Below are 25,817 nucleotides of genomic sequence, written 5' to 3'. Positions count from 1 at the left end.
GAGAGGGTGCAGAGGGCGCGGGCTCAGTCGCCGGCCGCGAGCTCCTCGGGCTGGTCCCGGCTGACCGGGATCCGCCGCGCGTCCGGCGCGCTGAGCCGCTCGGCGTTGGCTTCGGAGTCGACGAGCTCCTTCTGCGACTCGAGCTCGGCGTCGACCCGGGCGGCGTAGGCCGCCACCTCCGACTCGACCCGTTCGGCATCCCAGCCGAGGACCGGCCCGACGAGCTCGGCCACCGCGCGCGCCGAGTCGACGCCGCGGGAGGGGGTCTCGATGGAGATGCGCGTGCGCCGGGTGAGGATGTCGTCGAGGTGCAGCGCGGCCTCGTGGGTCACGGCATACAGCGCCTCGACCTTGAGGTACTCCTCCGCACCGGGCAGCGGCTCGTAGAGCGAGCGATCGGACTCCGCGAGGGCGAACAGCTCGTGCACGAGGGAGCCGTAGCGCTCGAGCAGGTGGGTGACCCGCCACACCGGCAGCCCCTGGTGCCGGGCCAGCCGGTCGATCTGGTTGACGAGCGCGACGTAGCCCTCGGCGCCGGAGAGCGGGATGTCCTCGGTGACGCTGTCGGACACGTCGCCGCCGATGTCCTGCCGGGCGGCGTCGATCGCGTCGGCCGCCATCACGCGGTAGGTCGTGTACTTGCCGCCCGCGATGGAGACGAGACCGGGCTGCGACCGCGCGACCGCGTGCTCGCGCGAGAGCTGCGACGTGTCCTCGCTCTCGCCGGAGAGCAGGGGCCGCAGACCGGCATACACGCCCTGGATGTCGGCGGGCGTGAGGGGCACCTTGAGGACGGCGTTGATGTGCCCCAGGATGTAGTCGATGTCGGCCCGCGTGGCGGCCGGGTGCGCGCGGTCGAGCTCCCAGTCGGTGTCGGTCGTGCCGACGATCCAGTGCGTCCCCCACGGGATGACGAAGAGGACCGACTTCTCGGTGCGCAGGATGAGGCCGGTCTCGGAGTTGATCCGGTCGCGGGCGACGACGACGTGCACGCCCTTGCTGGCCCGGACGTGGAAACGGCCCCGGCCGCCGGCCATGGCCTGGATGTCGTCGGTCCACACCCCCGTGGCGTTGACGACGACCGACGTCGACACCTCGGTGCGCTCACCCGTCTCGACGTCCTCGACGACGGCGCCGACGACGCGCTCGCCGGCTCGCACGAGGTCGACCACGCGGACGGAGCTCAGGACCGTCGCGCCGTATGCCGCCGCCGTCCGCACCGTCGTGAGCGTGTGCCGGGCGTCGTCGGCCTGGGCGTCGTAGTAGAGCAGGCCGCCGGTGAGCGAGTCCGAGCGCAGCGCAGGCGCGAGCTTGAGGGCACCGGTGCGGGTCAGCTGCCGGTGGCGCGGCACGGAGCGCCCCCCACCGATGGTGTCGTAGAGCGTGAGACCGGCCGTGACGTAGGGCCGCTCCCAGACCCGGCCCTTGAGCGGATAGAGGAACGGCACCGGCCGGACGAGGTGCGGCGCGATCCGGCTCAGCATGAGCTCCCGCTCGCGCAGCGCCTCACGCACGAGGTCGAAGTTCATCTGCTCGAGGTAGCGCAGGCCGCCGTGGAAGAGCTTCGAGGACCGGGAGGAGGTGCCCGAGGCGAAGTCGCGCTGCTCGACGAGCGCCGTCGACAGGCCGCGGGTGGCCGCGTCGAGGGCCGCCCCCGCGCCGGTCACGCCACCGCCGATGACGAGGACGTCGAAGTGCTTGCTCCCGAGACGGGCCCACGATCGGGCGCGGTAGTCCCCGTCGAGACGCACGGGTGTCGTCATCGCTTCTCCTTTGCGAAGGCCCTGCGCGGCAGTGGTGGCCCGTCCACTCTAGACAGCCCTGTCGCGAGGGGCCCGGCGCCGCGGGCGGGTCGCTACCGTCGACCCATGCCGACCTCGCAGCAGACCTACGTCGTCGCGATCGACCAGGGCACCACGAGCACGCGGGCCATCGTCTTCGACCGGTCAGGGCGGGTCGTGGGTGTCGAGCAGCGCGAGCACCGGCAGGTCTTCCCGCGCGCCGGGTGGGTCGAGCACGACCCGGTGGAGATCTGGCGCAACACGCTCGCGGTCGTCGGCGGCGCGCTCGCCAACGCCGACGTGGGCGCGGGCCAGATCGCCGCGGTCGGCATCACCAACCAGCGGGAGACGGCCGTCGTGTGGGACCGGGCGACCGGGCAGCCCATCCACAACGCCGTCGTTTGGCAGGACACCCGCACCCAGGCCATCTGCGAGGAGCTCGCCGGGCAGGAGGGGCCGGGTCGCTGGCGCGACGTCACCGGGCTGCCCCTGGCGACGTACTTCGCCGGGCCGAAGGTGCGCTGGGTGCTCGACCACGTCGAGGGGGCCCGGGAGCGGGCCGAGGCGGGCGAGCTGCTGTGCGGCACGATCGACAGCTGGCTGGTGTGGAACCTCACCGGCGCGCAGGACGGCGGGGTGCACGTCACCGACGTGACCAACGCGTCCCGGACGCTGCTCATGGACCTGCGCACGCTGGCCTGGGACGAGGCGATCGCCCAGGAGATGGGCGTCCCGACCGCCCTGCTGCCGCAGATCCGCTCCTCGTCCGAGGTCTACGGCACGTGCCGGGTGGGCGCGCTCGACGGCATACCGATCGCGGGCATCCTCGGGGACCAGCAGGCGGCGACGTTCGGGCAGGCCTGCCTCGAACCGGGGAGCGCGAAGAACACGTACGGCACCGGCAACTTCATGCTCCTCAACACCGGCCACACGATCGTCGCCTCGCGGCACGGGCTGCTTACGACGGTCTGCTACCGGCTCGGCGACGCGCCCGCCGTCTACGCCCTCGAGGGGGCGATCGCGGTCACCGGGTCGCTCGTGCAGTGGCTGCGGGACAACCTCGGCATCATCGGCTCCGCCGACGAGGTGGAGGCGCTCGCGACGTCGGTCGCCGACAACGGCGGTGCCTACTTCGTGCCGGCCTTCTCCGGCCTCTTCGCCCCGCACTGGCGGCCCGACGCCCGAGGTGCCCTCGTCGGGCTGACCCGCTACGTCACCCGGGCGCACATCGCGCGCGCGGCCCTGGAGGCCACGGCCTTCCAGACGCGGGAGGTGCTCGAGGCGATGAACGCCGACTCCGGGGTGCCGCTCACCGAGCTGCGCGTCGACGGCGGCATGGTCGTCAACGAGACCCTGATGCAGTTCCAGGCGGACCTGCTCGGGGTGGACGTCGTGCGACCCGTCGTCGCCGAGACGACCGCGCTCGGGGCGGCGTATGCCGCGGGGCTGGCGGTCGGCTTCTGGTCGGGGACCGACGAGCTGCGCGCCAACTGGGGGGAGGGCAGGCGGTGGTCGCCGCGGATGGAGGCGGCCGAGCGGGAGCGGCTCTATCGCAACTGGACCAAGGCGGTGCGCCGCACCCTTGACTGGGTCGACGCCGACACCCCCTGACCCGCTGCCCGCTGCCCGCCCGCCGCCCGCCCGCCGCCGGTTCGAGGTATTCGGCGACCGCGGGTGGTCGCGGATCACCTCGAACGGGAAGCGGCAGGTCAGCGCGGCGTGCCCAGCGCGGCGAGCGCGGCCTCGTAGTCCGGCTCCTGGCCGATGTCGGGCACGAGCTGCGTGTGCAGGACCGTGCCGTCGCGGTCGAGAACGACGACGGAGCGGGCGAGCAGGCCGCGCATGTCGCCACTGGTCATGGTCATGCCGTAGTCGGTGCCGAACGTCGACCGGAAGCTCGACGCGGTGGTCACCTTGTCGATGCCCTCGGCGCCGCAGAAGCGGGAGAGGGCATAGGGCAGGTCGGCGGACACGCAGATGACGTGCGTGTCGGCGAGGTCGGCGGCCAGCTTGTTGAAGGTGCGCACGCTGGTGGCGCAGGTCCCGGTGTCGACGCTCGGGAAGATGTTGAGCACCGTCCGGACGCCCTCCGGGCGGGTTACGTCGCGCATGTCGGTGCCGGTCAGGGTGAACGCGGGGGCGGTCGACCCGACGGCGGGGAGCTCGCCGACGGTGTGGACGGTGGCGCCTCGACGGGTGATGGATGCCATGGCCACGTTTCTAGCAGGCTTCCTCCCGCTCTCCCTACGTCGAGTGGCCACTTCCGTGCGCCAGCCCCGGTCGAGTGGCCAGTTCGGTGCGTACGCAAGTGGCCACTCGACGGTCGGGGCGGGGGGCTCGCGCGCAAACCTGGTCGAGTGGCCAGTTCGGTGCGTACGCAAGTGGCCACTCGACGGGGCGGGGGTGCGTACGCAAGTGGCCACTCGACGGGGTCGGATGGCGGGACGTGATTTGCTGACTCCATGCCGTCGCCCGGGAGGTCACCGAGGCCGAGGCGCCGCACCGGTCGGCGAGGCCGCCGGTTCGCGGCACTCGCCTTGCTTGCCGGGCTCGTCGCGTCGGTGACCGCGTCGTCGGCTGTCGCCGGCCCCGCGACGGCCCTCCCTGCCGCGACCGGCGCCGCCTCGGCCTCCGCCGAGGAGCTGCGGGTGCCGGTGCGGCCCGAGGCCGACGGAGCACCGGTGACCCTCGACGTCTCGCTGTGGCGCCCGGCCGTGCCCGGGCCGCGGCCTGTGGTGCTCCTCGCGCACGGCTTCGGCGGCACCAAGGAGTCCGTGACCGCGGAGGCGGCGCAGCTGCAGGGTCGCGGCTACCTCGTGGTGGCCTGGACCGCCCGGGGGTTCGGCCGCTCCGGGGGCCTCATCCACCTCAACGACCCTGCCTTCGAGGTGGCGGACGCCAAGGCGCTGGTGGACCTCGTCTCGCGTCGCGACGACGTGCAGCTGGACCGAGAGGGCGACCCCCGGGTGGGCGTCATGGGCGCGAGCTACGGCGGCGCCCTGGCGCTCATGCTGGCCGGTGCCGACGAGCGCGTTGATGGCGTCGTCGCGGCCATCACGTGGAACGACCTCGCGGAGGCGTTCTTCCCGCAGGCCGCCGTCGCCGGGCCCTCGGCCACGCCGGCTGGTCGGTCCTCGATCGACACGCCGGGGCCGTTCAAGCAGGTGTGGGCCTCGACCTTCTTCCTCGGCGCGGTCGCGGGCGAGCGGGCGGCCCCCCCGCCGACCGGCCGGGCCGCCTGCGGCCGCTTCGACGAGGCGGTGTGCTCGCTCTTCGTCGACGCCTCGTCGACGGGCTCCCCGAGCGGTGCGCTGCTGCAGCTGCTGCGGGCTCACAGCCCACGGCCGACCCTCGCGCGGGTCAGGGCCCCGACGATGCTCATCCAGGGCACGGCCGACTCCCTCTTCGGGCTCGACCAGGCCGACGCCACGGCACGGGCCCTTGCCGCCACGGGCACCCCCGTGGCGGTCCGGTGGAGCGACGGCGGCCATGACGGCCCGAGCACCCACCAGGCGGAGGAGACCGACGCGTCGCTGGGCTGGCTCGACCACTACGTCGCACACAGCGGCCCTCGGGACGCGGCCCTGCCGGTGGCCGCCTTCACGTATCCCATCCCACCCCAGCGGCGCGGGCGGCCCTCGACGCTGTGGACGACGGCGGCATACCCCGGTCTGACCACGTCGCGGGCCGCCACGGCCCCCACCGCCACAGCCCCCACCGCCACAGCCCCCACCGCCACGGTGACGGTGCCCGTCACCGGCGGCGGCGCGCTCCTGCGCCCACCCGGCGGGCAGCCGGCCGCCATGGTCGCCGTCCCGGGCCTGGCCGCGCTCGGCGGTGGCCTGGCGACCTACCAGATCGCCGCCCTGCCGGGACAGTCGGTGACGCTCGACACCGGGCCGCTCCCGACGTCGGTCACGGTGGTCGGCTCGCCGACGCTGCGCCTCACCGTCACCTCGAGCACGCCGGTTGCGACGCTCTTCGCCTCGCTGTGGCGGCTCGAGGGCGCCCAGCCGACCCTCCAGCATCCGCTCGTGGCCCCGGTCCGGCTCCCCGTGACGCCCGGACGCGCGACGACGGTGACCGTGTCCCTGCCGGCGGCGACCTGGTCCATGCCCGCCGGCAGCCGGTGGCGGGTGCTCCTCGGCACGACGGAGGGCGGCTACACCAACGACCGCACCCCTGCGGCGCTGCAGGTGCAGGCGGCGTCTGGGCTCACGCTGCCCGTCTCGGTCGGCACGCGGGTGGGCGGGACCGCCGGCCTGGACACAGAGGCCGGCATCGCGGGCGGCGCCATCGTGGTGCTGCTCGCCACCGCTGTCGCCACCGCGTGGCTCCGGCGCCGCCGCCGGCTGCACGAGCCGCGGAGGGAGGACCTGGCCGACGTGCCGCTCGTCGTCGAGGGCCTGACCAAGACGTATGCCGACGGGCACCGCGCCGTCGACGACGTGTCCTGGCGAGCGGAGCGGGGACAGGTCGTCGGACTGCTCGGACCCAACGGCGCCGGCAAGACGACGACGATGCGCATGGTCATGGGGCTCATCCGCGCGGACTCCGGCAGCGTCCACGTCCTGGGCCACCCCGTGTCCGCCGGCGCGCCCGTCCTGGCGCGGGTCGGCGCCCTCATCGAGGGGCCCGGCTTCCTGCCGCACCTGACCGGCCGGGCCAACCTCGCGGCCTACTGGGAGGCCACCGGTCGCCCGGCCGAGGAGGCGCGGGTCGAGGAGGCGCTCGACGTGGCGGCCCTCGGCGGCGCGGTGGACCGGCCGGTCAAGTCCTACAGCCACGGCATGAGGCAACGGCTGGGCATCGCGCAGGCGATGCTGGGCATGCCCGAGCTGCTCATCCTCGACGAGCCGACCAACGGCCTCGACCCGCCCCAGATCGCGGCCATGCGCCCGATCCTGCGCCGATATGCCGACACGGGCCGCACCGTCGTCATCTCCAGCCACATGCTCGCCGAGGTCGAGATGACGTGCACCCATGTCGTCGTCATGCACGCCGGGAGGGTCGTCACCACGGGCCTCGTGGCGGACCTCGTGGCCAGCGACGACACGACGATCCTCGACCTGGCCGAGGGTGCCGACACCGAGCGGTCGGCCGGGCTCCTCGCCGGTCGGCCGGGCATCGTCGAGGTGCGCGTCGACACCCCGACCCGGCTCGTCGTCGTCGCCACCCTGCCCCGTGCGGTCGTCGTCGAGGCGGCCGTGGCGGTCCGTATGCCGCTCGTCGGGGTCAGCAGCCGCCGGCACCTCGAGGAGGTCTTCCTCGGAGTCATCGCCCAAGCCGGATCGGACACCACAGCCACCGGCCCGGGCGGCGTCAGCGGGGACGGCTCCCTCATCGAGCGGCTGCGGCAGGTGAGGGCCCGATGAGCCGGCCGGTTGCGACGACGCGCCCCCCGCTGTCCTGGCGCGCCGAGTGGCGCCGCCAGTGGTCCCGCCGCCGCACCCTCGTGTCCTTCGGGCTCATCCTCGCGCTGCCGCTGGTCCTCGTCGCCGCTTTCGCCTTCGGCGACCGCCCGTCCGGCCAGCGCACGAGCACCTCCGCCCGGTTCGTCGACCTGGCGCAGAGCGGGTCGGCGAACTTCCTGCTCTTCACGCTCTTCGTCTCGTCGGAGCTGCTGCTCGTCCTCCTCGCGGCGCTCTTCTGCGGCGACGCCGTGCCCTCCGAGGCGTCGTGGTCCTCGTTGCGCTACCTGCTCGTGGCGCCGGTGAGGCGTGCCCGGCTGCTGACGAGCAAGCTGCTCATCGGCATCACAACGACCGCGGTCGCCACCCTGCTCCTCGTGGGGTGGTCCGCCCTCGTCGGCGGGGTGGCCTACGGGTGGGCGCCGCTCACCAGCCCGCTTGGCGAGGACCTGTCGTGGGCCGAGCTGTTGCCCCGGCTCGGGATCGCCGTCGGCTACGTCTTCGTGACCCTGCTTCCGGTCGCCGCCATCGCCTTCTGGCTCGGGGTGCGCTCCGACGCGCCGCTCGCCGCGGTCGGCGGCGCTGTGCTCATCTCGATCCTCGCCAACATCCTGGACCAGATCGACGCCCTGGAGCCGTGGCGCAACGCCCTGCCGGGGCACTACTCGCGAGCGTGGCAGGACGTCATCATCCTCGAGCCGCGGTGGACCGACGTGGTCCACGGGAGCCTGTGGTCGCTCGCCTGGGCGATCCTGTTCACGATGCTGGCCTACCGGCGGTTCCGGCGAGCCGACATCCTGAGCTAGCCGCCAGCCGCCCGGTGACCGCCCGGTGGCCGCTGGTCGTCTCTAGGGCGTCACGCGCAGCAGGCCGCGTGCGCCCCGCTCGGCGTCGACCATGACGTGGGAGACGAGGGGGTACGTGCCCGGCTCGGGCAGGCTCAGCTCGACGAACCCGCCCTGCCCGGGCCCGAGCGCGATGACCTGTGCCCCACCCGGGCCGCCGCCACCGGAGCCGCCGCCACCCGGGCCGGGCGCGCCCGTGCCCGCACCGGCTGGGTCGAGCGCATCATGGCCGGCCCGCAGGAGGTAGGCCCCCTCGGAGTAGACGGTGTCGAACTGCCCACCGACGACGTGGAAGGACGAGGGTCGGTTGGGGCCCGCGTCGAGCACCCAGAGCCGGACGCGCTCGCCGGCCCGCGCGGTGAGCGGTCGGTCGACGTATTGGTTGGCCATGCCGTTGAACACGACGGCGTCCGGCCGCTCGGCCCGCACCGTGTCGGCGTCGACCTCCGCGCCCGGCGCCCCGAGATAGACCTCGGACTGGACGAGGACGTAGGAGCGCGCCACCGGCGGCAGCCCGGGCGGCTCGATGACGACCGCGCCCGCCATGCCCGCCGCGATGTGGGCCGACATCGGCATCGTCGAGCAGTGGTACATCCAGATGCCGGCCCGGCTGGCCGTGAACCGGTAGACGAGGCTGTGTCCCGGCGCGATGGTGCGCGTCGGCGCGTCCGGCGCCACCTCGCCGGCGTGGAAGTCGACGGAGTGCCCCATGGACCCCCGGTTGACAAGAGTGACCTCGAAGACGTCCCCGACGCGGCCGTGCAGGGTCGGCCCGGGCGTCGCCCCGTTGTAGGTCCACCGCCGCTGCCGCACCCCGGGCGCCACCTCCACCTCCACCTCCTCGACGGTGAGCGTCACGCGACGGACCCGGTCGTCCGTCAGGGGAGGCAGCACCGGGTCGTATGCCGTGAAGCCGGCCTCCGCGCGCCGGGCGAAGTCGATGGCCGGGCGGGCGGGGGAGGCCTGCAACGGGGCGGCGGCGCCCGGGGCCGGGGCGGCGGCGCCCGGGGCCGGGGCGGCTGGCGCTGGTGTGCCGAGCGCCTTCACGGAGAAGGTCATGCCCATCTGCCGGTGACCGACGACGGAGCACCACCCCTCGACGTCCGCGGCGACGAGCCCGGCCTCGACCGTGCGCCGCTCCCCGGGCGCGAGCCGCCCGCTCGTCACGCCGCCCTCGAGGGCGAGGTCGTGCACGTCGGAGGCGTCGGCGTTGACGAGGTCGATGACGAGGGCGTCTCCGACCGGCACCCGCACCTCGCTGGGGGAGAAGCGCATGCCCGAGGCGGTCACCGTGACCCGGGTGGTGCGCCCGGTCGGCGTCACGACGACGCTCGAGGTTCGGCCCCCGCCGAGCCCCGCGGCCGCCGGGTCGAGCCCGACCCCGACCGTCGCCGCGAGGGCGACGACGGCCACCCCGGCCACGAGCTGGGGCCGCGACCACGACGGTGCGGCCGGCGCGGCATACCGCTCCGGCGACGGCGCACCGGGCCCCTGGGTCGACAGGGCGGCTCGCTTGGCCCGGACCGCGGCGTGGATGCCGCGGAACATCAGCGGCAGGAAGGAGGCGAGCGCGAGGAGCACGAGCGAGGTCAGGGCAACCCGGGCCAGGCTCGGCACCGGCAGCAGGCTGAGGCCCAGGCCGAGGTTGGTGACGACGACGCGCAGCGTGCCGAGGCGCTCCAGCTCCGCCAGGCCGGCCCGGAGCACCGACGGCCCTCCGCCGAGGACGACGGGGATGAGGTGGCTGAGCGCCCCGAGGAGGACCTGCACGGCGAACCCGACGACGAAGACGGCGGTGAGCCGGCCGTAGCGGTCCGCGAGGGCGGCCCACGAGCCGTCGGTGAGCAGGCCCGAGCCGAGGAGCACGAGACCCACGGGCAGCCACAGCAGGCCCGCCCCGGCCGACAGCGGGCCGAACGTGACGGGCGGCTTGCGCCGGGCGGCGGACAGCAGCGGCACCCCGGTCCAGCACGCGCCGGCCAGGTAGACGGCCGCCCCCGCGGCACCGACGACCGGGCGGTCGAGCAGCGGGCCGGTCACGACGAGGGCCAGCCCGGCGACGAGCACGGGCAGCGCCCGGCGCGACGTGGCCTCGGCACGCGGGTCCATCCGGGTGCGCAGCATCGTCGGCCACAGCGTGACGAGCGTGCCGAGCACGGTGAGCCCCACCCAGCCGAGCAGCATCGTCATGGTGTGCGCCACGAGGAGGCGCCCGTGCCCCGCGTCGCCGTGGCCACGCGCGAGGAGCACCCCGAAGGTCGCCCCGACCGGCAGGCACAGCGCCGCCGTGACGTAGTAGCGCACGGTGATCCGGAAGCGGCCGGGCAGCGCCGCCCGCAGCCGCCGGACGAGCCCGACGGCGTGCCAGAGGACCGCCGCCGAGACGAGCGTCGCCCCGGCCACCGTCACCGGCCACACGGCGGTCGGCACCCCGACGAAGACGAGGGAGGCGCCGACGAGCAGCGTGGTCAGCCGTTGGCTCTGCCGTCGCCGGCTCTCGAGGTCCGGAGAGGTCTTGAGCAGGGCGTCGGTGAAGTGGGTGCTCCACACGAGGATGGAGTGGGTCACGGCGCCCAGCACGACGAGGTGCACGAGGAGCCATCGCGACGCGGCGAAGAAGGGGTGGACGAGGCTCACGAGGACCGCGAGGCCGAGCCACAGCACGACGGGCCGGTCGCGCAGCAGCCATCTGCCCCGGGCGCTCACGGCCTGCTCCCGGCCGCCACGGAGACGGCCGCCACGACGACGAAGAGCAGCACGGCGGTGATGTTGAGGACCGAACCCGTCTGCCACAGCGGCCGGGAGCCGCCGAGGTCGCCTGCGACCCGGATGACGAGGCTCGCGTGGAGCAGCCCCAGCGGCGCCCAGAGCACCGGGCGGTAGGGCAGCGGGCGCCGCAGGACGGCCGGGAGGATGACCGGCGCGTGGGCGATGACCATGGAGAGGGCGAAGCCGAGGAAGACGGCGTGGACGACGAGGTCGTATGCCGCGCCCTGCCGCTCCGCGCCGCGCGCGGCCCAGGCGACGCCGGCGACGAGGAGCCACCCGTAGCCGCCGAGCAGGGCCGCAGCGCTCAGCCTCGGCAGGCCCGAGGCGCGGACGGTGCGGCGAGCCACGTCGTGCCGCACGAGCCAGACGACGAGCGCTCCGACGACGAGCCCGACCGCCCGGGTGCCCGGCTCGGGCCAGAGCAGGGCGAGCACCAGCGTGACGACGAGGGCGCTGGCGAGCAGCACGAGCGTGCGCCCGCCCGTCGCGGGCATGACGAGCCGGGCGAGCTCGACGCGCTCGGCGCAGATCGTCAGCACGACGAACCCGACGAGCCACGGCAGCAGCCACGGCACGTCCACCCGGAGCCAGAGGCCGGTGGCGACGACAACCAGGAGGGCGGCAAGCAGCTCCACGAGCACGACGTCGTCGTGGGTGCGGCGCAGCAGCGCGGCATACACGGCGACGAGCGCCAGGGCGCCGTCGACGAGGAGCAGCTTGCCGAGCGTCTGGGGCAGCGGGGACAGCAGCGCGAGGGATCCGAGGCCGAGGAGCGCGGGGGCGGCATACCCCAGGGGCGAGCGCAGCGCGACGGCTCGCTCGAGGGCGATCAGGGTGCCGAGGAAGCCGACGACCATGAGCATGCCGTGCAGCTCGCCGAGGCGGGGGGCCGCCACCGGCGCGGGGAGGCCGAGCAGGAGCAGGGCCGCGTCCAGCCCGGCCAGCAGGGCGACGCCGGCTGGGAGGAGGGCAATGGCGCGGCCGTGGGTGCGGGGCCGACGTATTTCCACGGTCGTCACTGTAGATATTCGGCGGGCGGGCGGCAAACCGGCCGCCCCCGGGAACGCGTCGCGCCCGGTCACCGGCACGCGTACCGTCGGAGGTGAGCACCACGCTTCCCGCTCGCCCGTAGAGCGGTCCTCTGGAAGGCGCGCCATGTCCCGCCGGCTGCTTCCCCGCCTCGCGTCGGCAGCGGCCTGCGTCCTCGGGTTGCTGCCGCTCCTCGGGTGCTCGGCCATCGGCACGACCGCGCGGCCCTCGCCCACGGCCCTGGGACCGGTCGCCACCGCGGCGCTGGCGGGCGCCGCACCCGGGCGCACCGACCCCGCCCCTCGCATGACGCTGGCGGACCCGCTGCGACTCGTCGTCCTCGGTGACTCGGTCGCCTTGGCGACCGCCGGCTGCGACCACTGCCTGGGTTTCGACCGGCAGTACGCCACCTACCTGCGCACCGTCACCGGCCGGTCCGTCCTCCTCGACAACCTCGCCCTGCCGCAGGGCGACGTCGCCGGGCTGCGGCTCGCCCTGACGTCGGATGAGCGGGAGGCCATCGTGGCCACGGCCGACATCGTCGTCGTCTCCGTGGGCTTCGACGACGGACCTCCGTGGCGACCCGGTGACCCGTGCCGGGCGCGCCCGCCCGGCTCGGTCCGCGAGTGGGCAGCGGCCATGCGCCGCCTCACCCCCGGCTGTGTCGCCGACACCCTCTCCCGGTATGCCGCGGAGCTCGACGGCGTCTACGCGACGGTCGAGCGGCTGGCCGCCGGCCACCCCCAGGTGCGGGTGGCCCTCGGCACCTACAACCCCCGCGTCGGCAACCCGGACGTCCTCGGTCGCTCCGTGCCGGCGGGCGAGCGGGAGGCCGTGATGGCGACGTCGGTGGCCATCGCCATGGAGTGGAACCGGATGGACTGCGCGACGGCTCGGCGGCACGGGTTCGTGTGCGCGGACATCTGGCGAGCGTTCAACGGGGCGGACGGGCGTGAGCAGCTCCGCTACCTCTACGGGCGGGACGGCCTGCACCCCTCCGCGACCGGGCAGCTCGAGATCACCGAGCGGCTCGCGGCGATCGACATCTCCACGGTGCGGTGACCGTGACGGTCACACCCTGCGGGGCACGTGCCCGTTCATGGTGAAAGCCCACTTCATCACCCTGTGGCCGCCGTCGGACGTCGGCGCGAACATCAGCGGGCACCCGCCGTCGATGACCGTGATCCCGTGCTGCCGGCCATACTCCGTGGCCTCCTTCGAGACGCTGCCACCGCCGAAGGAGCGGTGCATCCACACGTGCCGGATGCCGAGCTGCTCGCACTCGCGGACCGTGTCGAGCGCGCGCTCCGGGCGCGTGCCGATGACGACCGACTCGACCCCTCCGGGGATGGCCGCGAGGTTGGCGTAGCACGGGTCGCCCTCGACCTGCTCGGCGTTGGGGTTGACCGCGAAGACCTCGTAGCCGCGCTCGCGCAGCCGCTGGTAGACGACGTTGCTGCCGTGGCTGGCCGGCGTGCGGGACACTCCGGTGACCGCCACCCGCTTGGTCCCGAGGAACTCGGCGGCGGCGGTGCTGATCGGTTGCATGTGCGTCTCCTTGGGTCGCGCGGCGCGCGGCGCGCCTCGGGTCGTTTGCGCCCATCGTCGGCCGCGGGCCGACCAGGCCGACAGGGCCCAAGGTCCCGCCCGGCGCGCCCGCGGCCCGTCCCGGCGCCGGCTCCGCGTCGCTGCCGGGTCAGCGCACGAGGATGGCGGTGATCTCCTCGGCGACGCGGCCGGGCACGGCGAGCGGGATGCCGTGGTCGACGCCCTCGAGGACGACCTCCTTGACGCGCCCGCCGTTGGCCTCGTAGACCGCCAGCACCGCCCGCGTCTGGGCCTCCATCGGCTGGGAGGGCGCGGTCTCGGCACCCGGCCACCCGGGCACCGCGCCCAGCTCGCCGAGCGTGGCGAGGTCGAACATCGACCGGTCGCCGACGACCTGGTCCAGGGTGCCGTGCAGCCAGGTGACCGGCGGCTTGCGGTCGAGGTCGACGATGCCGCTCGCGTCGTAGTGGGTCGGCGCCATGGTGTTGAGGATGCCGCGGTCACCAGGCGCGAAGCCGGGCCAGTGGGGCGAGGGCCGGCTGTCCCCGGGGTAGAAGTCGTCGCCGGTGCGGGTCGTGAGCAGCTGCTCGACGAGGAAGTCCTCGTCCACGGCGGCGGCGTTGGCGCCGGGGCCGAAGAAGGTGCGCAACGTCAACCGGGGGCTCGTCGGTGGGTCGAGCTCGCTCGCGTCCCTGGCAGCCAGCCTGCGGACGAACTCCGGGCTCACGCCGCCGCCGCCCGTGCCCGCGCCGTCGGCCGAGACACGCTCGCCGCGGTCGCCGCGGGTGCCCCCGAAGCCGTAGGGCGACAGCGGTGCGAGCAGGGTGACGCTGGCGAGGTCGTCCGGGTGCTCGAGCATCAGCTGCTGCAGCACGCCGGCGCCCATCGACCACCCGGCGGCGTTGACGCGACGCGACCCGGCGAGGCCGAGGGTCTCGAGCAGCCCGTGGACGTCGTCGACCATGTCGCCCAGCCCGCGCGTGGCGTCGACCGGGACGGGGTCGGTGTCGCCGTAGCCGCGCAGGTCGGGGGCGACCACCCGGACGTCGTCCTGCAGCTCGGCCGCCACGTAGCGCCAGAAGCCGCCGGTGGTCAGGTTGCCGTGGACGAGCAGCAGCGGCACGCCGTCCTCCGGCCCGCAGGCCCACACGTTCATCGTCAGGCGGGGCGTCGTCACGCGTGAGCCGGCGAAGGCTCGAGGGGAGGCTGCGGGCACGGCGGGTCCTTTCCGAGACGACTCGTTCCGGACCCGTTCTAGCAGCGAGCGTGCGCTCAGGCAGGGCTTTGCGCCGGGACGGAGTGGTCGGCGACCGGCCTGCGGATGGTCATGACCACCACGGCGGCGCCCAGGCAGAGCAGCCCGGCGGCATACCACGCCGTCTCGTAGCTGCCGTTGGCCTGGCGGATCCAGCCGGCGAAGCTCGCCCCGACACCGGCCCCGACCATGTGCGAGGCGAAGGTCCAGCCGAAGACGACCCCCGAGTCGTGCAGGCCGAAGTGCTGCCGGCAGAGGGCGACGGTCGGCGGCACCGTGGCGACCCAGTCCAGCCCGTAGAAGACGATGAAGACCCACAGCTGCGGCTGCACCTCGGGGCTGAGCACGTGGTGGAGGGTGAAGAGGGACAGGCCGCGGAAGGCGTAGTAGACCGCGAGCAGGACGCGGGCGTCCATGCGGTCAGTCAGCCAGCCGGACGCCACGGTGCCGAGGATGTCGAAGACGCCGACGACCGCGAGCAGGCCGGCAGCGGTCGTCGTCGGCATCCCGTGGTCGTGGGCGGCCGGCACGAAGTGGGTCTGGATGAGGCCGTTGGTCGACCAGCCGCACACGAAGAAGCTGCCGAGCAGGGCCCAGAAGGGCCACTGCCGGCTCGACTCGCGCAGCACCCTGACCGCCGCCCGCAGCGGCCGCTCGGCATACGGGGAGACCGGCACGACGTAGTCGTCGTCGGCGCCGTAGGGCAGCACGTCGAGGTCGTGGGGGTGGTCGTGCAGGAGCAGCGCGACGGCCACCATGATGACGAGGGACAAGGTGGCGACGACGAGGGCAGCGGCGCGCCAGCCCGGCCCGGTCGCCGCGCGCGCGACGAGCGGGAGGAAGACGAGCTGGCCGGTGGCGTTGCCCGCCGAGAAGATCCCGGTCACGAGCCCCCGGTGCCGCACGAACCAGCGGTTGGCCACGATGGCCCCGAAGACGAGCGCCATCATGCCGGTGCCCGTGCCGATGACGAGCCCCCACAGCAGCCAGAGGTGCCAGGCCTGCGTCATGACCGTCGTCGCGGCGCTCGCGAGGCCGACGAGGCCGAGCGCTGCGGTGACGATCCGGCGCACGCCCCAGCGGTCCATCAGCGCGGCGGCGAACGGCGCGACGAGGCCGAAGAGGACGAGGTTGAGGCTCACCGCGCCCGACGTCGTCGTGCGGTCCCAGCCGAACTCACGCTCGATCGGCTCCATCAGCACGCCGGTCGACGAGCGGAACGCGGCGGCCGCGACGAGCGCGCCCAGCGTCACGGCCGCCACCGTCCACGCCGGATGCCAGGTGCGGGTCCGCAGCTGCGGCGCGCGCGTCAGGCTCATGCGCCCAAGGGTAGGACGGCCCGGCGACACCGGCCTGCCGGTCCCGGATGCCGGGCCGTGCGACAGACTGGCCCGGTGACCTCCGCCGTGCCCTCGTCGCCCTCGGTGCCATCGTCGCCCTCGGTGCCCTCGCTGCCGGCCTTCGCTCCGTCGGTGCGCTCGAGGGTCCCTGCCTTCGAGGTCATGGACATCCTCGACCGCGTCGCGGTCCTGCGCGGCGCCGGCCGTGACGTCATCTCGCTCTGCGCCGGCGAGCCGTCCGGTGGGGCGCCGGCCGAGGTCTCCCACGCCGCGGCTTCGCTCCACGCCTCCGGTCGGGCGCTGACCTACACCTCCGCGCTCGGGATCCGGGAGCTGCGCGCCGAGGTCGCCGCCCACTACGGCCGGTGGTACGGCGTCGACGTCGACCCGTCGCGGGTGGCGATCACCACCGGCTCGTCGGGCGCCTTCCTCCTGGCCTTCCTGGCCGCGTTCGAGGCGGGGGACCGGGTGGCGCTCGCCCGCCCCGGCTACCCGGCATACCGCAACATCCTGCGCGCGCTCGGCTGCGAGGTCGTCGAGATGGACTGCGGGCCGGAGGTGCGCTACCAGCCGACTCCGGAGCTGCTCGCCGCGGCGCACGGGCAGGGGCGGCTCGCCGGGCTCGTCCTCGCCTCGCCCGCCAACCCCACGGGCACGATGGTGAGCCGGGCGGAGCTCGCGGCGGTCACCGCGTGGTGCCTCGAGCACGGGGTGCGGCTCGTCAGCGACGAGATCTACCACGGCGTGACGTACCCCGAGCCGGGCGCGCCGGACCCCCGGGGCGTGTGCGCGTGGGAGCTCGACGAGTCGGCGGTCGTCATCTCCTCGTTCTCGAAGTACTGGGGCATGACCGGCTGGCGGCTGGGCTGGATGCTCCTGCCGGAGGACCTCGTGCGCGCCGTCGACGCCCTCGCCGGCAACGTCGCGCTGTGCCCGCCCGCGCCCGCGCAGTATGCGGCCGTCGCGGCCTTCACCGCCGAGTCGTATGCCGAGTGCGACGAGGCGGTGGCCGAGTTCGGCCGGACGAGAAGGCTGCTGCTCGACCACGCCGACCGGCTCGCCTGGGGTCCGGCCGCCCCCGCGGACGGCGCCTTCTACTACTACGCGGACCTCGGCCCGCAGCTCGCCACGTGGGGCAGCTCCAGCGCGTATGCCGCGGCGCTCCTGGAGCAGGCGGGAGTGGCGCTCACGCCGGGCGGGGACTTCGACGACCGGGCAGGCGCGTGCTCCGTGCGGCTCAGCTTCGCCGCCGGGTCGCTCGCCGTCGGCGAGGCGATCGAGCGGATCGTCGCGTTCCAGCAGCGGTAGACCCGTCGACGTCGACCCTGCGCCTCGGAAGAACGCATGGCAGAATCGGGGCGTGGCACGGCGGTCGGCGGCGCAGGCGCACCGCAGGGCCGTGGCGGCCTACGTCGCCGATGGCGGCCAGGAGTCGGTCCAGCGTGTTCTCACCGCGGTGTACGGGGTGACCAAGAGGCTCGACCAGTGGTACACCCGCGAGTTCGCCGACCTCGGGCTCACCCATGGTGAGTGGGCCGTGCTGGCGACCCTCGCGCGGGCCCACGAGTCGGCGGTCACGCCGAGCCAGCTCGCCGTGCTCACGAGCGTGGGGCCCTCGTCGATGACCCATCGCCTCGACCGGATGGCCGCACGTGGCCTCGTCGAGCGCTCGCCCGACCCGGCCAACCGCACCCGCACCCACGTCCGGCTGACGGCGAAGGGCTGGGACGTGTTCAGCGCCGCGATCACCGAGGGCGACCCCGTCGAGAGCGACACGCTGCGTGGCCTCAGCACGGAGGAGAGGACCGAGCTCGCCCGGCTCCTGGAGACCGTCATCGCCGGCCTCGACGACGTCGACGCCCGCTGAGCCGTGCCGCCCGCGTCGGCACCTCGACGCGCGCCCCGCACCGGGGCAGGATCGGGGACATGAGGACCTCCCGGATCGCGTCGGCGCTGTCACTGGTCGGGCTCGGCGGCGTCGCGGCATACGACCTGCTGCAGAAGAAGCACGCGCTCCTGCGCACCTTCCCCGTGGTCGGCCACGGCAGGTATCTCGTCGAGAAGCTCGGGCCGGAGCTGCGGCAGTACATCGTCGCGCGCAACGACGAGGAGCGGCCCTTCAGCCGGGACCAGCGGTCGTGGGTCTATGCCTCGGCCAAGCTCGAGAACAACTACACCGGCTTCGGCAGCGACAACGACCTGGAGTATGCAGAGGGCTACCCGGTCGTGAAGCAGCGCACCTTCGCGGCCGTCGCCCCGCCGACCGACGTGCACCGCGCCGTCGGCGTGTGGCTCCCGAGCGCCAAGGTCCTCGGCGCCGCGCGCTCGCGGCGGCACGCCTTCCGCCCCGACTCGGTTATCAACGTCTCGGCAATGAGCTTCGGCTCGCTCTCCGCGCCCGCGATCCGGGCGATCAACGAGGGCGTGGCCCTCGCCGGCGCCCTGCACAACACCGGTGAGGGGGGCCTCTCCGACCACCACCGGCACGGCGGGGACCTCGTCTTCCAGATCGGCACGGCCTACTTCGGGTGCCGCGACGAGCAGGGCCGCTTCGACCTCAAGCGGCTCGTCGACCTCGTCGCGTCCGCGCCGGTCAAGGCCATCGAGGTCAAGCTGAGCCAGGGCGCGAAGCCCGGGCTCGGCGGTGTGCTCCCGGCCGCCAAGGTCACCCCTGAGATCGCCCGGATCCGCGGCATACGGCAGGGCGTCGACTGCATCAGCCCGTCGCGGCACGCCGAGTTCGCCGACGTCGACTCCATGCTCGACTGGGTCGAGAAGGTCGCGGACGCGACCGGGCTGCCCGTCGGCATCAAGTCGGCGGTGGGCCACCTCGACTTCTGGGAGGAGCTGGTCGGGCACATGTCCGACGGCTCGCGCGGCGTCGACTTCGTCACCGTCGACGGCGGCGAGGGCGGCACGGGCGCGGCGCCGATGGTCTTCAGCGACACGGTCTCGCTGCCCTTCCGGACGGGGTTCGCCAAGGTCTACCGGCTCTTCGCCGAGGCGGGCCTGACCGACGGCGTCACCTTCATGGGTGCCGGCAAGCTCGGCCTGCCGGAGAACGCCGTCGTCGCCTTCGCGCTCGGCGTCGACATGGTCAACGTCGCGCGCGAGGCCATGCTCGCGATCGGCTGCATCCAGGCGCAGAAGTGCCACACCGACACGTGCCCGACCGGCGTGGCCACGCAGAGCGCGTGGCTGAGCCGGGGGGTCGACCCCACCGCCAAGTCGGTCCGGCTGGCCAACTACCTGAAGACGTGGCGGCGAGACATGTTCAAGATCTCCGAGGCGGCCGGGGTGCCGCACCCGGCGCTGCTCGGCGTGCGCGACATCGACATCATGTACGGCCAGATGGACGCCCGCCCGATGGCCGAGGTGGTCGGCTACCGGCCCGAGTGGGGTATGCCGTCGAAGGCTGACCTCGACGAGCTGCTCGCCCTGCTGGCCGGCTCGCAGCCCCACGGCGGCTCCGCGCCGCCGTCGGAGCACGCCGAGCGCTGACCTGCCGGGCCCGGCCTGCGTTTTGAGGCGCGAGCTGCGCGTCTCCCAGCAGCTTGTGCCCGGTAGCGCAGCCCCGTGCTCAAAGGGCGAACGGTCCGGGCGACGGTGGGCGATCCCTACCATGGGGCCATGCCTCTGGAACTCGGGCTCGACACCTTCGGCGACATCGCCAGCGACGACGAAGGGCGCCCGCTGCACCCGGCCGTCGTCATCCGTGAGGTCATGGCCGAGGGCGAGCTCGCCGACCGCCGCGGTCTCGACTTCTTCGGCATCGGCGAGCACCACCGCGCCGACTACGCCGTCTCCGCTCCCGACATCGTGCTCGCGGCGCTCGCCGGCCGCACCGAGCGGATCCGGCTCGGCACGTCGGTCACGGTGCTGTCGTCCGACGACCCGATCCGGGTCTTCGAGCGGTTCTCGACCCTCGACGCGATCTCGCGGGGCCGCGCCGAGATCACCGTGGGTCGCGGCTCCTTCATCGAGTCGTTCCCGCTCTTCGGCCTCGACCTGCAGGACTACGAGACGCTCTTCAGCGAGAAGCTCGACCTCCTCGCCACGGTCCTCGAGGAGCGGCCCTTCACGTGGGAGGGGTCGATCCGGCCGCCGCTGCGGGCCGAGCTCATCCAGCCGCGCACCGAGTCCGGCCGGTTGACGACCTGGGTCGGCGTGGGCGGCACGCCGCAGTCGGTGGTGCGGGCGGCGAGCTACGGGCTCCCCATCGTGATCGCCATCATCGGCGGCTCCGCCCGCCAGTTCGTGCCGCTCGCCGACCTCTACCGGCGGGCTCTCGCCGAGGCGCGGCGAGACGAGCTGCCCATCGCGGTGCACTCGCCGGGCTACGTCGCGGCGACCGACGAGCGCGCCCGTGAGGAGTTCCTCGGCCACTTCACGGCATACATGAACGTCATCGGCAGAGAGCGACGGTGGGCGCCGATGACGCGCGAGCAGGCGCTCGCCCAGGTCGGTCCCGACGGCGCGGTCTACTGCGGCTCACCGGAGACGGTCGCGCAGAAGATCGCGGCGACGATGCGCCTGCTCGGCGCGTCGCGCTTCCAGCTCAAGTACAGCGTCGGGACGTTGCCGCACGAGCGCCGGATGGAGTGCATACGCCTGTATGCCGAGGAGGTCACGCCGCGCGTGCGAGAGCTGCTCGGCGGATGAGCGAGCACCTCGACGTCCTCGTCATCGGCGCCGGCCTCTCCGGCATCGGCGCGGGATACCACCTCATGACGACGTGCCCGGACCGGTCGTGGGCGATCCTCGAGGCCCGCGACGCCATCGGCGGCACGTGGGACCTCTTCCGCTACCCCGGCCTCCGGTCCGACTCGGACATGTCGACGCTCGGCTTCCCCTTCGACCCCTGGACCGACGCGGACACGCTCGCCGACGGCGCCAAGATCCTCGGCTACATCCGGCGCGTCGCCCGCTCGCACGGTGTCGACCGACGGATCCGCTACGAGCACAAGGTCATTGGCGCGTCGTGGTCGAGCGACGACGCGCGGTGGACGGTCACCGTGGAGGTCGGGCCCGCGGCGCGTCGCCAGACCATGACGTGCGGGTTCCTCTACCTCTGCACCGGCTACTACGACTACGACACCCCCCACCGACCAGAGCTCCCCGGCCAAGCGGACTTCCGGGGACGGCTCGTCCACCCGCAGTTCTGGCCGGAGGACCTCGACGTGGCGGGCAAGCGTGTGGTCGTCATCGGGTCGGGGGCGACCGCGGTGACCCTCGTGCCGGCGCTGGCCGAGCGCGGCGCGCGCGTCACCATGCTCCAGCGGTCCCCGACATGGGTGGTGTCGCTGCCCCGCCGCGACCCCGTCAGCGCGGTCGCGCACCGGGTGCTGCCGACGCGGGCGGCGGCCGGGCTCGTCCGGACGAAGAACGTCCTGCTCAGCCTGGGCTTCTACCAGCTCACCCGCCGGGGCCCCTCCGTCGCCCGCTCGCTCCTGTCCCGCGCCGCGACACGGGAGCTCGGCGCCGACGTCGTCCGGGAGCACTTCACGCCCGTCTACGACCCATGGGACCAGCGGCTCTGCGCCGTGCCGGACGGCGACCTGTATGCCGCCCTCCGTGACGGCCGTGCCGACGTCGTCACCGACACCATCGACCGCGTCACGCCGACGGGCATCCGCCTGACCTCGGGCTGCGAGCTCGAGGCCGACGTCATCGTCACGGCCACCGGGCTCCGGATGAGCATCGCCGGCGGCATCGACCTCGTCGTGGACGACGAGCGACCTGCGATGGGTGAGCTGTTCGTCTATCGCGGGGCGCTGCTCGGCGGAGTGCCGAACCTCGCGATCTCCGTGGGCTACGTCAACCTCGCCTGGAGCCTGCGGGCCGACCTCACGGCGCGCTACGTCTGCCGGCTCCTCAACACCATGCGGGCGCACGGCTGGCGCGTCGCGACGCCCGTGCCGCGGGAGGACCTCGAGCCGCGGCCCCTGCTGCCGCTGGCGTCCGGGTATGTCACGCGCGCCGCGGGCAGCCTTCCACGACAGGGGGACTCGGCGCCGTGGGTCATGCGGCAGAACTACCTGCGCGACCGGCGCGAGATGGCGCGCGCCGACGTGACGGAGGACATGTCCTTTCGCTGAGGTGGGGGGCCTGCAGTGAGGATGACGCGATCGGAGATGGCACCGTCCGCGCGCAGCCCCTGCAGCCGGGCGCAGACACGGTCGCGCACGGTCCACGGGTCGACCGTGTTGACATAGATCCGGGTGCCGCCCTCGAACCCGGCGAGCGTGGAGATCCGCCACTTGAGCACCACCCGCAGCGGGATGGGCAGGTCGACCGAGGGCGGCCGATGGTGCCATTCCTCGTTCGTGGGGATGTCGGCACCCGTCGCGGCGTGGCAGGCGTGCACGAGGTCGGCGACGTCGCGCACCGACTCGACGTCGAGGTCCCACGGCGTCCCGACCGGGTCCAGGCAGTGCACCTCGAGGCTCGGGTAGACGTGTCCGACGCCGGCGAAGGCGACCGCGCGCTCGGTCCGTGCGACGACGAGCCCCTGCTCGGCGGCATACCGCGGTCCCCACCGCGCGTAGAGGTCGGGCTCGTCCCGGAGCCGTTCCATCTCCCGCTGCGCCTGGGTGCCGAGCTCGTCGATGGCGACGAGCTGCTTGTGCAGGTGGTCGAAGGAGGCGCCCGCGGGGCGCAGCCAGTTCTGGAACACGGCGACGTAGCGCGCGAAAGGGTTGTCCCGGTATAGCGATTCGAGTGCCGCGATGGTGAACTCGACGTACTTCCAGTGCTCCTCCGGTGTCAAGGTGCCCGATCCGGCCAGCTGCGAGTCGTCCTGCGCGCCGTCGACGAAGTGCCGTCTGGCAATGACCACGTGATGGTTGCCGGCGAAGAAGGATGCCGCCTCGGCGACGTCGTCCTCGAAGGAGCGGGCGGTGAGCTGGTCCACCGGCACGCCCTCGGCCCACCGCCTCAGGCGCGCGAGCCGTGTGACGTGCTCGCGACCGAGCGGAGTCGAGAGGTATGCCGTGCGCCGGGCATCCATCGCGGGCGTCGGCCTGAAGCCGTGGACGAGCCTCCAGTAGTCGTAGGACAGGATCTCGAAGAGGTTGGGCACCAGCCGGAACTCGGCCACGGAGGAGTCGAGCTCCTCGGCCGTGGCGACGTGAGCCGCCCGCCAGCCGTCGCCCTCGCGGACGAGCCGGGCAATCTCCGGAGTGGTGTCGAGCTTCCGGCCCGGGCAGAAGGCGCACCAGCGCTCACGCTCCAGGGGGTCGAGCGGCCGCGCCGCAGGTCGGCCCGAGTCCCACGGTCGGCGACCTCGGGACGGCAGCGTCCACACCTGGGTGCCGGTGAAGGGGTTGACCTGCTTGACCGTGCCGTCGGGCAGACGCGCCAGGTGCTCCGTCACAGCCACCAGCGTAGGTGGCCGACCTGCCGGGGATGCCCGGCACGGCGGCATACCCTCTGTCGTATGCCGACCTCCCGACCTTTCGTGTCAGCGCACCCGCCGAGCACCCCGCGCCGCGTGCTCGTCACCGGCGCCGCCTCGGGCCTCGGGCTCGCGCTGGTCCGCGAGCTCGCCGCGCGCGGGGACCACGTCGTGGCCACCGACCTCGGACCGGGGCGCCCGGCGGTCCTGCCGGACGCCGCCGCCTACCGGCAGCTCGACGTGCGCAGCGAAGCCGACTGGGAGGACGCGCGGCGGGACGTGGCCCAGCGGTGGGGTGGCCTGGACGTGCTCGTCAACAACGCCGGGGTGGCGGCGGGAGGCCGGATCGACGTCACGACGATGGACGACTGGCGCTGGATCGTCGAGACCAACCTGCTCGGCGTCGTGCGCGGCTGCCGGGCCTTCGTCCCGGTGTTCAAGGATCAGGGCGACGGGCACATCGTCAACGTCGCCTCGCTCGCCGGCCTGGTCCACGCCCCGGGCATGGCGTCCTACAACACCGTCAAGGCGGGCGTCGTCGCCTTGAGCGAGACGCTGTCGCATGAGCTCGCGCCCTACGGGATCGCGGTGTCGGTTGTGTGCCCGTCGTTCTTCCGGACCAACCTGCACACGTCGTTGCGCGGTGCCGATGTGGAGCTGGAGCGGTCGGCGGTGTCGATGATCACGACGGCGCGCCGGTCGGCCGAGCACGTCGCCGGCAAGGTCGTCCTGGGGATCGACGCGCGCCGGGACGTCATCCTCACCGACGTCGACGGCCGTCTCGTGTGGTGGGCCAAGCGCCACCTCCGGCCGGTCTACCGGGCGGCGATGCGCCGGGCGGCGCGGGACCTCGCGCGTGGCCGGAGTCCGCGGGTGCCGCGCTGAGGTGTCGCCGACGCCTCAGCGTGGGCGCCGGACCTCGACCGCCTCCGGCGCGGGTGCCCCGAGGACGTCTCGCAGCGTGACCGTGAGCAGCTCCGCTGCCCGCTCCGCGGAGCGGTCGACCGGCTCGAACGCCCGGCTGAACGACGGCTCGTGGCCGTCCTGCTCCCACCCCGCGTCCACGAGTCGGCGCTGCTGGTCGGCGGTGAGGTCCGTGAGCCCCTCGAACTCCGTGTCCCCGATGCACTCCAGCGCCAGCCGGCCCTCCAGGTGCCGGGCCTGGACGAAGGCCTCGGCCGGCACCGTCACCCGGGCGCGCGAGCGACGCCCCGCTCGACCGAGCAGGCGCCGCCAGCCGCGCGGCGTGACGTCCGCACGCGGCGCCGTGGGCCGCTCCGGCCGCACCGACAGCGTGAGCCAGCCGCCGTGGCGCAGCTCCCGCAGCTCGTCGGCGACCCGGCGGGTCCAGCTCTCCCACGTCTCGTCCAGCGCCCCGGGCGTCGTCACCCGACCATGGTGCCCCACCGTTTCCGGTGGGGCCCACGAGGGGTATGCCGCCCCAGTGGCCGGACAGTGCCACTCCGTTGCCCGTCCGCACCCTTGCGGCGCGGGCGAGGCCGCGCAATAGAGTGGCCGAGCCGACTGGTCCCAACGAGAGGAACTCCTGTGGCTTACACGCTTCCCGAACTCCCCTACGACTACGCCGCTCTGGAGCCGCACATCAGCGCTCGGATCATGGAGCTGCACCACTCCAAGCACCACAAGGCCTATGTCGACGGCGCCAACGCGGCGGTCGCCAAGCTCGAGGAGATGCGCTCCAGCGGCGACTTCGCGGCGATCAACGGCGTGGAGAAGAACCTCGCCTTCCACCTCGGCGGCCACACCAACCACTCCGTCTTCTGGCTGAACATGAGCCCGGACGGCGGTGGCAGCCCCGAGGGCGAGGTCGCCGCGGCGATCGACGAGTTCTTCGGCGGGTTCGACAAGTTCCAGGCGCAGTTCAACGCCAACGCCAACGCCATCCAGGGCTCCGGCTGGTCGATCCTCGCGTGGGACACCGTCGGCGAGCGCCTCAACGTGATGCAGCTGTTCGACCAGCAGGGCAACATCCCCGTCGGCCAGATCCCGCTGCTCCAGCTCGACATGTGGGAGCACGCGTTCTACCTGCAGTACGAGAACGTCAAGGCTGACTACGTCAACGCGTGGTGGAACGTCGTCAACTGGCCGGACGTCGCGGACCGGCTCGCCCGGGCCCGGGCCACGAAGGGGCTCATCATCCCCGTCTGAGCCTCGCCTGATCGGCGCCCTCCTCCCCGTCGAGTGGCCACTTTCGCACGGTTCCCGAACGAAAGTGGCCACTCGACCTTCGAGGGGCAGCCCCCCAGCCCGTCGAGTGGCCACTTTGGTGCAGTTCCCGAGCCGCGCTCCCCGTCGAGTGGCCACTTCTGCACGGTTCCCGAACGAAAGTGGCCACTCGACCTTCGAGGGGCAGCCCCCTCCCCGTCGAGTGGCCACTTTGGTGCAGTTCCCGAGCCGCGCTCCCCGTCGAGTGGCCACTTCG

The 25,817-nt window shown here is 73.6% G+C and carries 20 protein-coding genes; 11 read left to right on the top strand and 9 right to left on the bottom strand.

Annotation, left to right across the window (positions count from 1 at the left end; genetic code table 11):
* Positions 1–23 precede the first annotated feature (23 nt).
* Complete coding sequence (locus VFJ94_RS10040; protein ID WP_325004066.1) at positions 24–1,763, bottom strand: glycerol-3-phosphate dehydrogenase/oxidase; 1,740 nt, start codon at positions 1,761–1,763, stop codon at positions 24–26.
* 105 nt (positions 1,764–1,868) lie between these two features.
* On the opposite strand from VFJ94_RS10040, the gene glpK reads away from it, so the two are divergent.
* On the top strand, positions 1,869–3,392 hold the full coding sequence (gene glpK / locus VFJ94_RS10035; protein ID WP_325004065.1) for a glycerol kinase GlpK: 1,524 nt from the start codon (positions 1,869–1,871) through the stop codon (positions 3,390–3,392).
* Positions 3,393–3,490: 98 nt separating this feature from the next.
* Here the strand turns inward: glpK and tpx are convergent, their stop codons facing one another.
* The gene (gene tpx, locus VFJ94_RS10030; protein ID WP_325004064.1) at positions 3,491–3,991 is read right to left on the bottom strand and encodes a thiol peroxidase; all 501 of its coding nucleotides are present in this window, start codon (positions 3,989–3,991) and stop codon (positions 3,491–3,493) included.
* A gap of 351 nt (positions 3,992–4,342) precedes the next feature.
* Between tpx and VFJ94_RS10025 the strand changes: the two genes are divergently transcribed.
* Both VFJ94_RS10025 and VFJ94_RS10020 read left to right on the top strand, forming a co-directional pair.
* On the top strand, positions 4,343–7,156 hold the full coding sequence (locus tag VFJ94_RS10025) for an alpha/beta fold hydrolase (protein WP_325004063.1): 2,814 nt from the start codon (positions 4,343–4,345) through the stop codon (positions 7,154–7,156).
* A complete protein-coding gene (locus VFJ94_RS10020) occupies positions 7,153–7,998 on the top strand; it encodes an ABC transporter permease (protein ID WP_325004062.1) in 846 nt (281 codons plus the stop codon). The genes VFJ94_RS10025 and VFJ94_RS10020 overlap by 4 nt, the downstream gene beginning before the upstream one ends.
* Before the next feature lie 42 nt (positions 7,999–8,040).
* On the opposite strand, the gene VFJ94_RS10015 is transcribed toward VFJ94_RS10020, so the two are convergent.
* Both VFJ94_RS10015 and VFJ94_RS10010 read right to left on the bottom strand, forming a co-directional pair.
* Positions 8,041–10,743 carry a multicopper oxidase domain-containing protein gene (locus VFJ94_RS10015; protein ID WP_325004061.1) on the bottom strand — a complete coding sequence of 901 codons (2,703 nt, stop codon included), beginning with the start codon at positions 10,741–10,743 and terminating at the stop codon, positions 8,041–8,043.
* A complete protein-coding gene (locus VFJ94_RS10010) occupies positions 10,740–11,816 on the bottom strand; it encodes a hypothetical protein (RefSeq protein ID WP_325004060.1) in 1,077 nt (358 codons plus the stop codon). The genes VFJ94_RS10015 and VFJ94_RS10010 overlap by 4 nt, the downstream gene beginning before the upstream one ends.
* Before the next feature lie 145 nt (positions 11,817–11,961).
* On the opposite strand from VFJ94_RS10010, the gene VFJ94_RS10005 reads away from it, so the two are divergent.
* Positions 11,962–12,897, top strand: coding sequence for an SGNH/GDSL hydrolase family protein (locus VFJ94_RS10005; protein ID WP_325004059.1), 936 nt, complete (start codon positions 11,962–11,964; stop codon positions 12,895–12,897).
* 9 nt (positions 12,898–12,906) lie between these two features.
* On the opposite strand, the gene VFJ94_RS10000 is transcribed toward VFJ94_RS10005, so the two are convergent.
* The 3 genes from VFJ94_RS10000 to VFJ94_RS09990 form a co-directional block, all read right to left on the bottom strand.
* Positions 12,907–13,383 (bottom strand): CoA-binding protein, encoded by a 477-nt coding sequence (locus VFJ94_RS10000; protein ID WP_325004058.1) that lies wholly within the window; start codon positions 13,381–13,383, stop codon positions 12,907–12,909.
* 148 nt (positions 13,384–13,531) lie between these two features.
* A complete protein-coding gene (locus VFJ94_RS09995) occupies positions 13,532–14,599 on the bottom strand; it encodes an alpha/beta fold hydrolase (protein ID WP_325004057.1) in 1,068 nt (355 codons plus the stop codon).
* A 56-nt stretch (positions 14,600–14,655) separates the two neighbouring features.
* The gene (locus VFJ94_RS09990) at positions 14,656–15,957 is read right to left on the bottom strand and encodes an MFS transporter (RefSeq protein ID WP_325004056.1); all 1,302 of its coding nucleotides are present in this window, start codon (positions 15,955–15,957) and stop codon (positions 14,656–14,658) included.
* Between the two features lie 183 nt (positions 15,958–16,140).
* Between VFJ94_RS09990 and VFJ94_RS09985 the strand changes: the two genes are divergently transcribed.
* The 5 genes from VFJ94_RS09985 (at position 16,141) to VFJ94_RS09965 (ending at position 22,076) form a co-directional block, all read left to right on the top strand.
* The gene (locus VFJ94_RS09985; RefSeq protein WP_325004079.1) at positions 16,141–17,286 is read left to right on the top strand and encodes a pyridoxal phosphate-dependent aminotransferase; all 1,146 of its coding nucleotides are present in this window, start codon (positions 16,141–16,143) and stop codon (positions 17,284–17,286) included.
* Between the two features lie 52 nt (positions 17,287–17,338).
* Positions 17,339–17,845 (top strand): MarR family transcriptional regulator, encoded by a 507-nt coding sequence (locus VFJ94_RS09980; RefSeq protein WP_325004055.1) that lies wholly within the window; start codon positions 17,339–17,341, stop codon positions 17,843–17,845.
* Between the two features lie 59 nt (positions 17,846–17,904).
* The gene (locus VFJ94_RS09975) at positions 17,905–19,479 is read left to right on the top strand and encodes an FMN-binding glutamate synthase family protein (protein WP_325004054.1); all 1,575 of its coding nucleotides are present in this window, start codon (positions 17,905–17,907) and stop codon (positions 19,477–19,479) included.
* A gap of 129 nt (positions 19,480–19,608) precedes the next feature.
* Positions 19,609–20,640: an LLM class flavin-dependent oxidoreductase gene (locus tag VFJ94_RS09970; RefSeq protein WP_325004053.1), complete on the top strand. Its 1,032-nt coding sequence runs from the start codon at positions 19,609–19,611 to the stop codon at positions 20,638–20,640.
* Positions 20,637–22,076, top strand: coding sequence for an NAD(P)/FAD-dependent oxidoreductase (locus VFJ94_RS09965; RefSeq protein WP_325004052.1), 1,440 nt, complete (start codon positions 20,637–20,639; stop codon positions 22,074–22,076). Before VFJ94_RS09970 ends, VFJ94_RS09965 begins: the two co-directional genes overlap by 4 nt.
* On the opposite strand, the gene VFJ94_RS09960 is transcribed toward VFJ94_RS09965, so the two are convergent.
* Positions 22,013–23,353 (bottom strand): DUF4921 family protein, encoded by a 1,341-nt coding sequence (locus VFJ94_RS09960; protein WP_325004051.1) that lies wholly within the window; start codon positions 23,351–23,353, stop codon positions 22,013–22,015. The genes VFJ94_RS09965 and VFJ94_RS09960 overlap by 64 nt on opposite strands.
* Positions 23,354–23,416: 63 nt before the next feature.
* Here VFJ94_RS09960 and VFJ94_RS09955 point away from each other — a divergent pair, with 63 nt between their 5' ends.
* Positions 23,417–24,259, top strand: coding sequence for an SDR family NAD(P)-dependent oxidoreductase (locus VFJ94_RS09955; protein ID WP_325004050.1), 843 nt, complete (start codon positions 23,417–23,419; stop codon positions 24,257–24,259).
* 15 nt (positions 24,260–24,274) lie between these two features.
* Here the strand turns inward: VFJ94_RS09955 and VFJ94_RS09950 are convergent, their stop codons facing one another.
* On the bottom strand, positions 24,275–24,763 hold the full coding sequence (locus VFJ94_RS09950; RefSeq protein WP_325004049.1) for a TY-Chap domain-containing protein: 489 nt from the start codon (positions 24,761–24,763) through the stop codon (positions 24,275–24,277).
* A gap of 159 nt (positions 24,764–24,922) precedes the next feature.
* On the opposite strand from VFJ94_RS09950, the gene VFJ94_RS09945 reads away from it, so the two are divergent.
* Entirely contained in the window at positions 24,923–25,543 is a 621-nt protein-coding gene (locus VFJ94_RS09945; RefSeq protein ID WP_325004048.1) for a superoxide dismutase, read from the top strand.
* Positions 25,544–25,817 lie beyond the last annotated feature (274 nt).

The sequence above is a fragment of the Intrasporangium sp. genome (assembly GCF_035688975.1).
Lineage (GTDB): Bacteria > Actinomycetota > Actinomycetes > Actinomycetales > Dermatophilaceae > CALMNV01.
The sequence above is the reverse complement of the archived record's forward strand: the minus strand, read 5'-3'. Positions and strand labels throughout refer to the sequence as shown.

Coding starts and splice junctions, on each gene's coding strand:
- VFJ94_RS09965 (WP_325004052.1), top strand. CDS start 20,637: ATGAGCGAGCACCTCGACGTCCTCGTCATCGGCGCCGGCCTCTCCGGC.
- VFJ94_RS10020 (WP_325004062.1), top strand. CDS start 7,153: ATGAGCCGGCCGGTTGCGACGACGCGCCCCCCGCTGTCCTGGCGCGCC.
- glpK (WP_325004065.1), top strand. CDS start 1,869: ATGCCGACCTCGCAGCAGACCTACGTCGTCGCGATCGACCAGGGCACC.
- VFJ94_RS09990 (WP_325004056.1), bottom strand. CDS start 15,957: ATGAGCCTGACGCGCGCGCCGCAGCTGCGGACCCGCACCTGGCATCCG.
- VFJ94_RS09955 (WP_325004050.1), top strand. CDS start 23,417: ATGCCGACCTCCCGACCTTTCGTGTCAGCGCACCCGCCGAGCACCCCG.
- VFJ94_RS10000 (WP_325004058.1), bottom strand. CDS start 13,383: ATGCAACCGATCAGCACCGCCGCCGCCGAGTTCCTCGGGACCAAGCGG.
- tpx (WP_325004064.1), bottom strand. CDS start 3,991: ATGGCATCCATCACCCGTCGAGGCGCCACCGTCCACACCGTCGGCGAG.
- VFJ94_RS09985 (WP_325004079.1), top strand. CDS start 16,141: ATGGACATCCTCGACCGCGTCGCGGTCCTGCGCGGCGCCGGCCGTGAC.
- VFJ94_RS10005 (WP_325004059.1), top strand. CDS start 11,962: ATGTCCCGCCGGCTGCTTCCCCGCCTCGCGTCGGCAGCGGCCTGCGTC.
- VFJ94_RS09970 (WP_325004053.1), top strand. CDS start 19,609: ATGCCTCTGGAACTCGGGCTCGACACCTTCGGCGACATCGCCAGCGAC.
- VFJ94_RS09975 (WP_325004054.1), top strand. CDS start 17,905: ATGAGGACCTCCCGGATCGCGTCGGCGCTGTCACTGGTCGGGCTCGGC.
- VFJ94_RS10040 (WP_325004066.1), bottom strand. CDS start 1,763: ATGACGACACCCGTGCGTCTCGACGGGGACTACCGCGCCCGATCGTGG.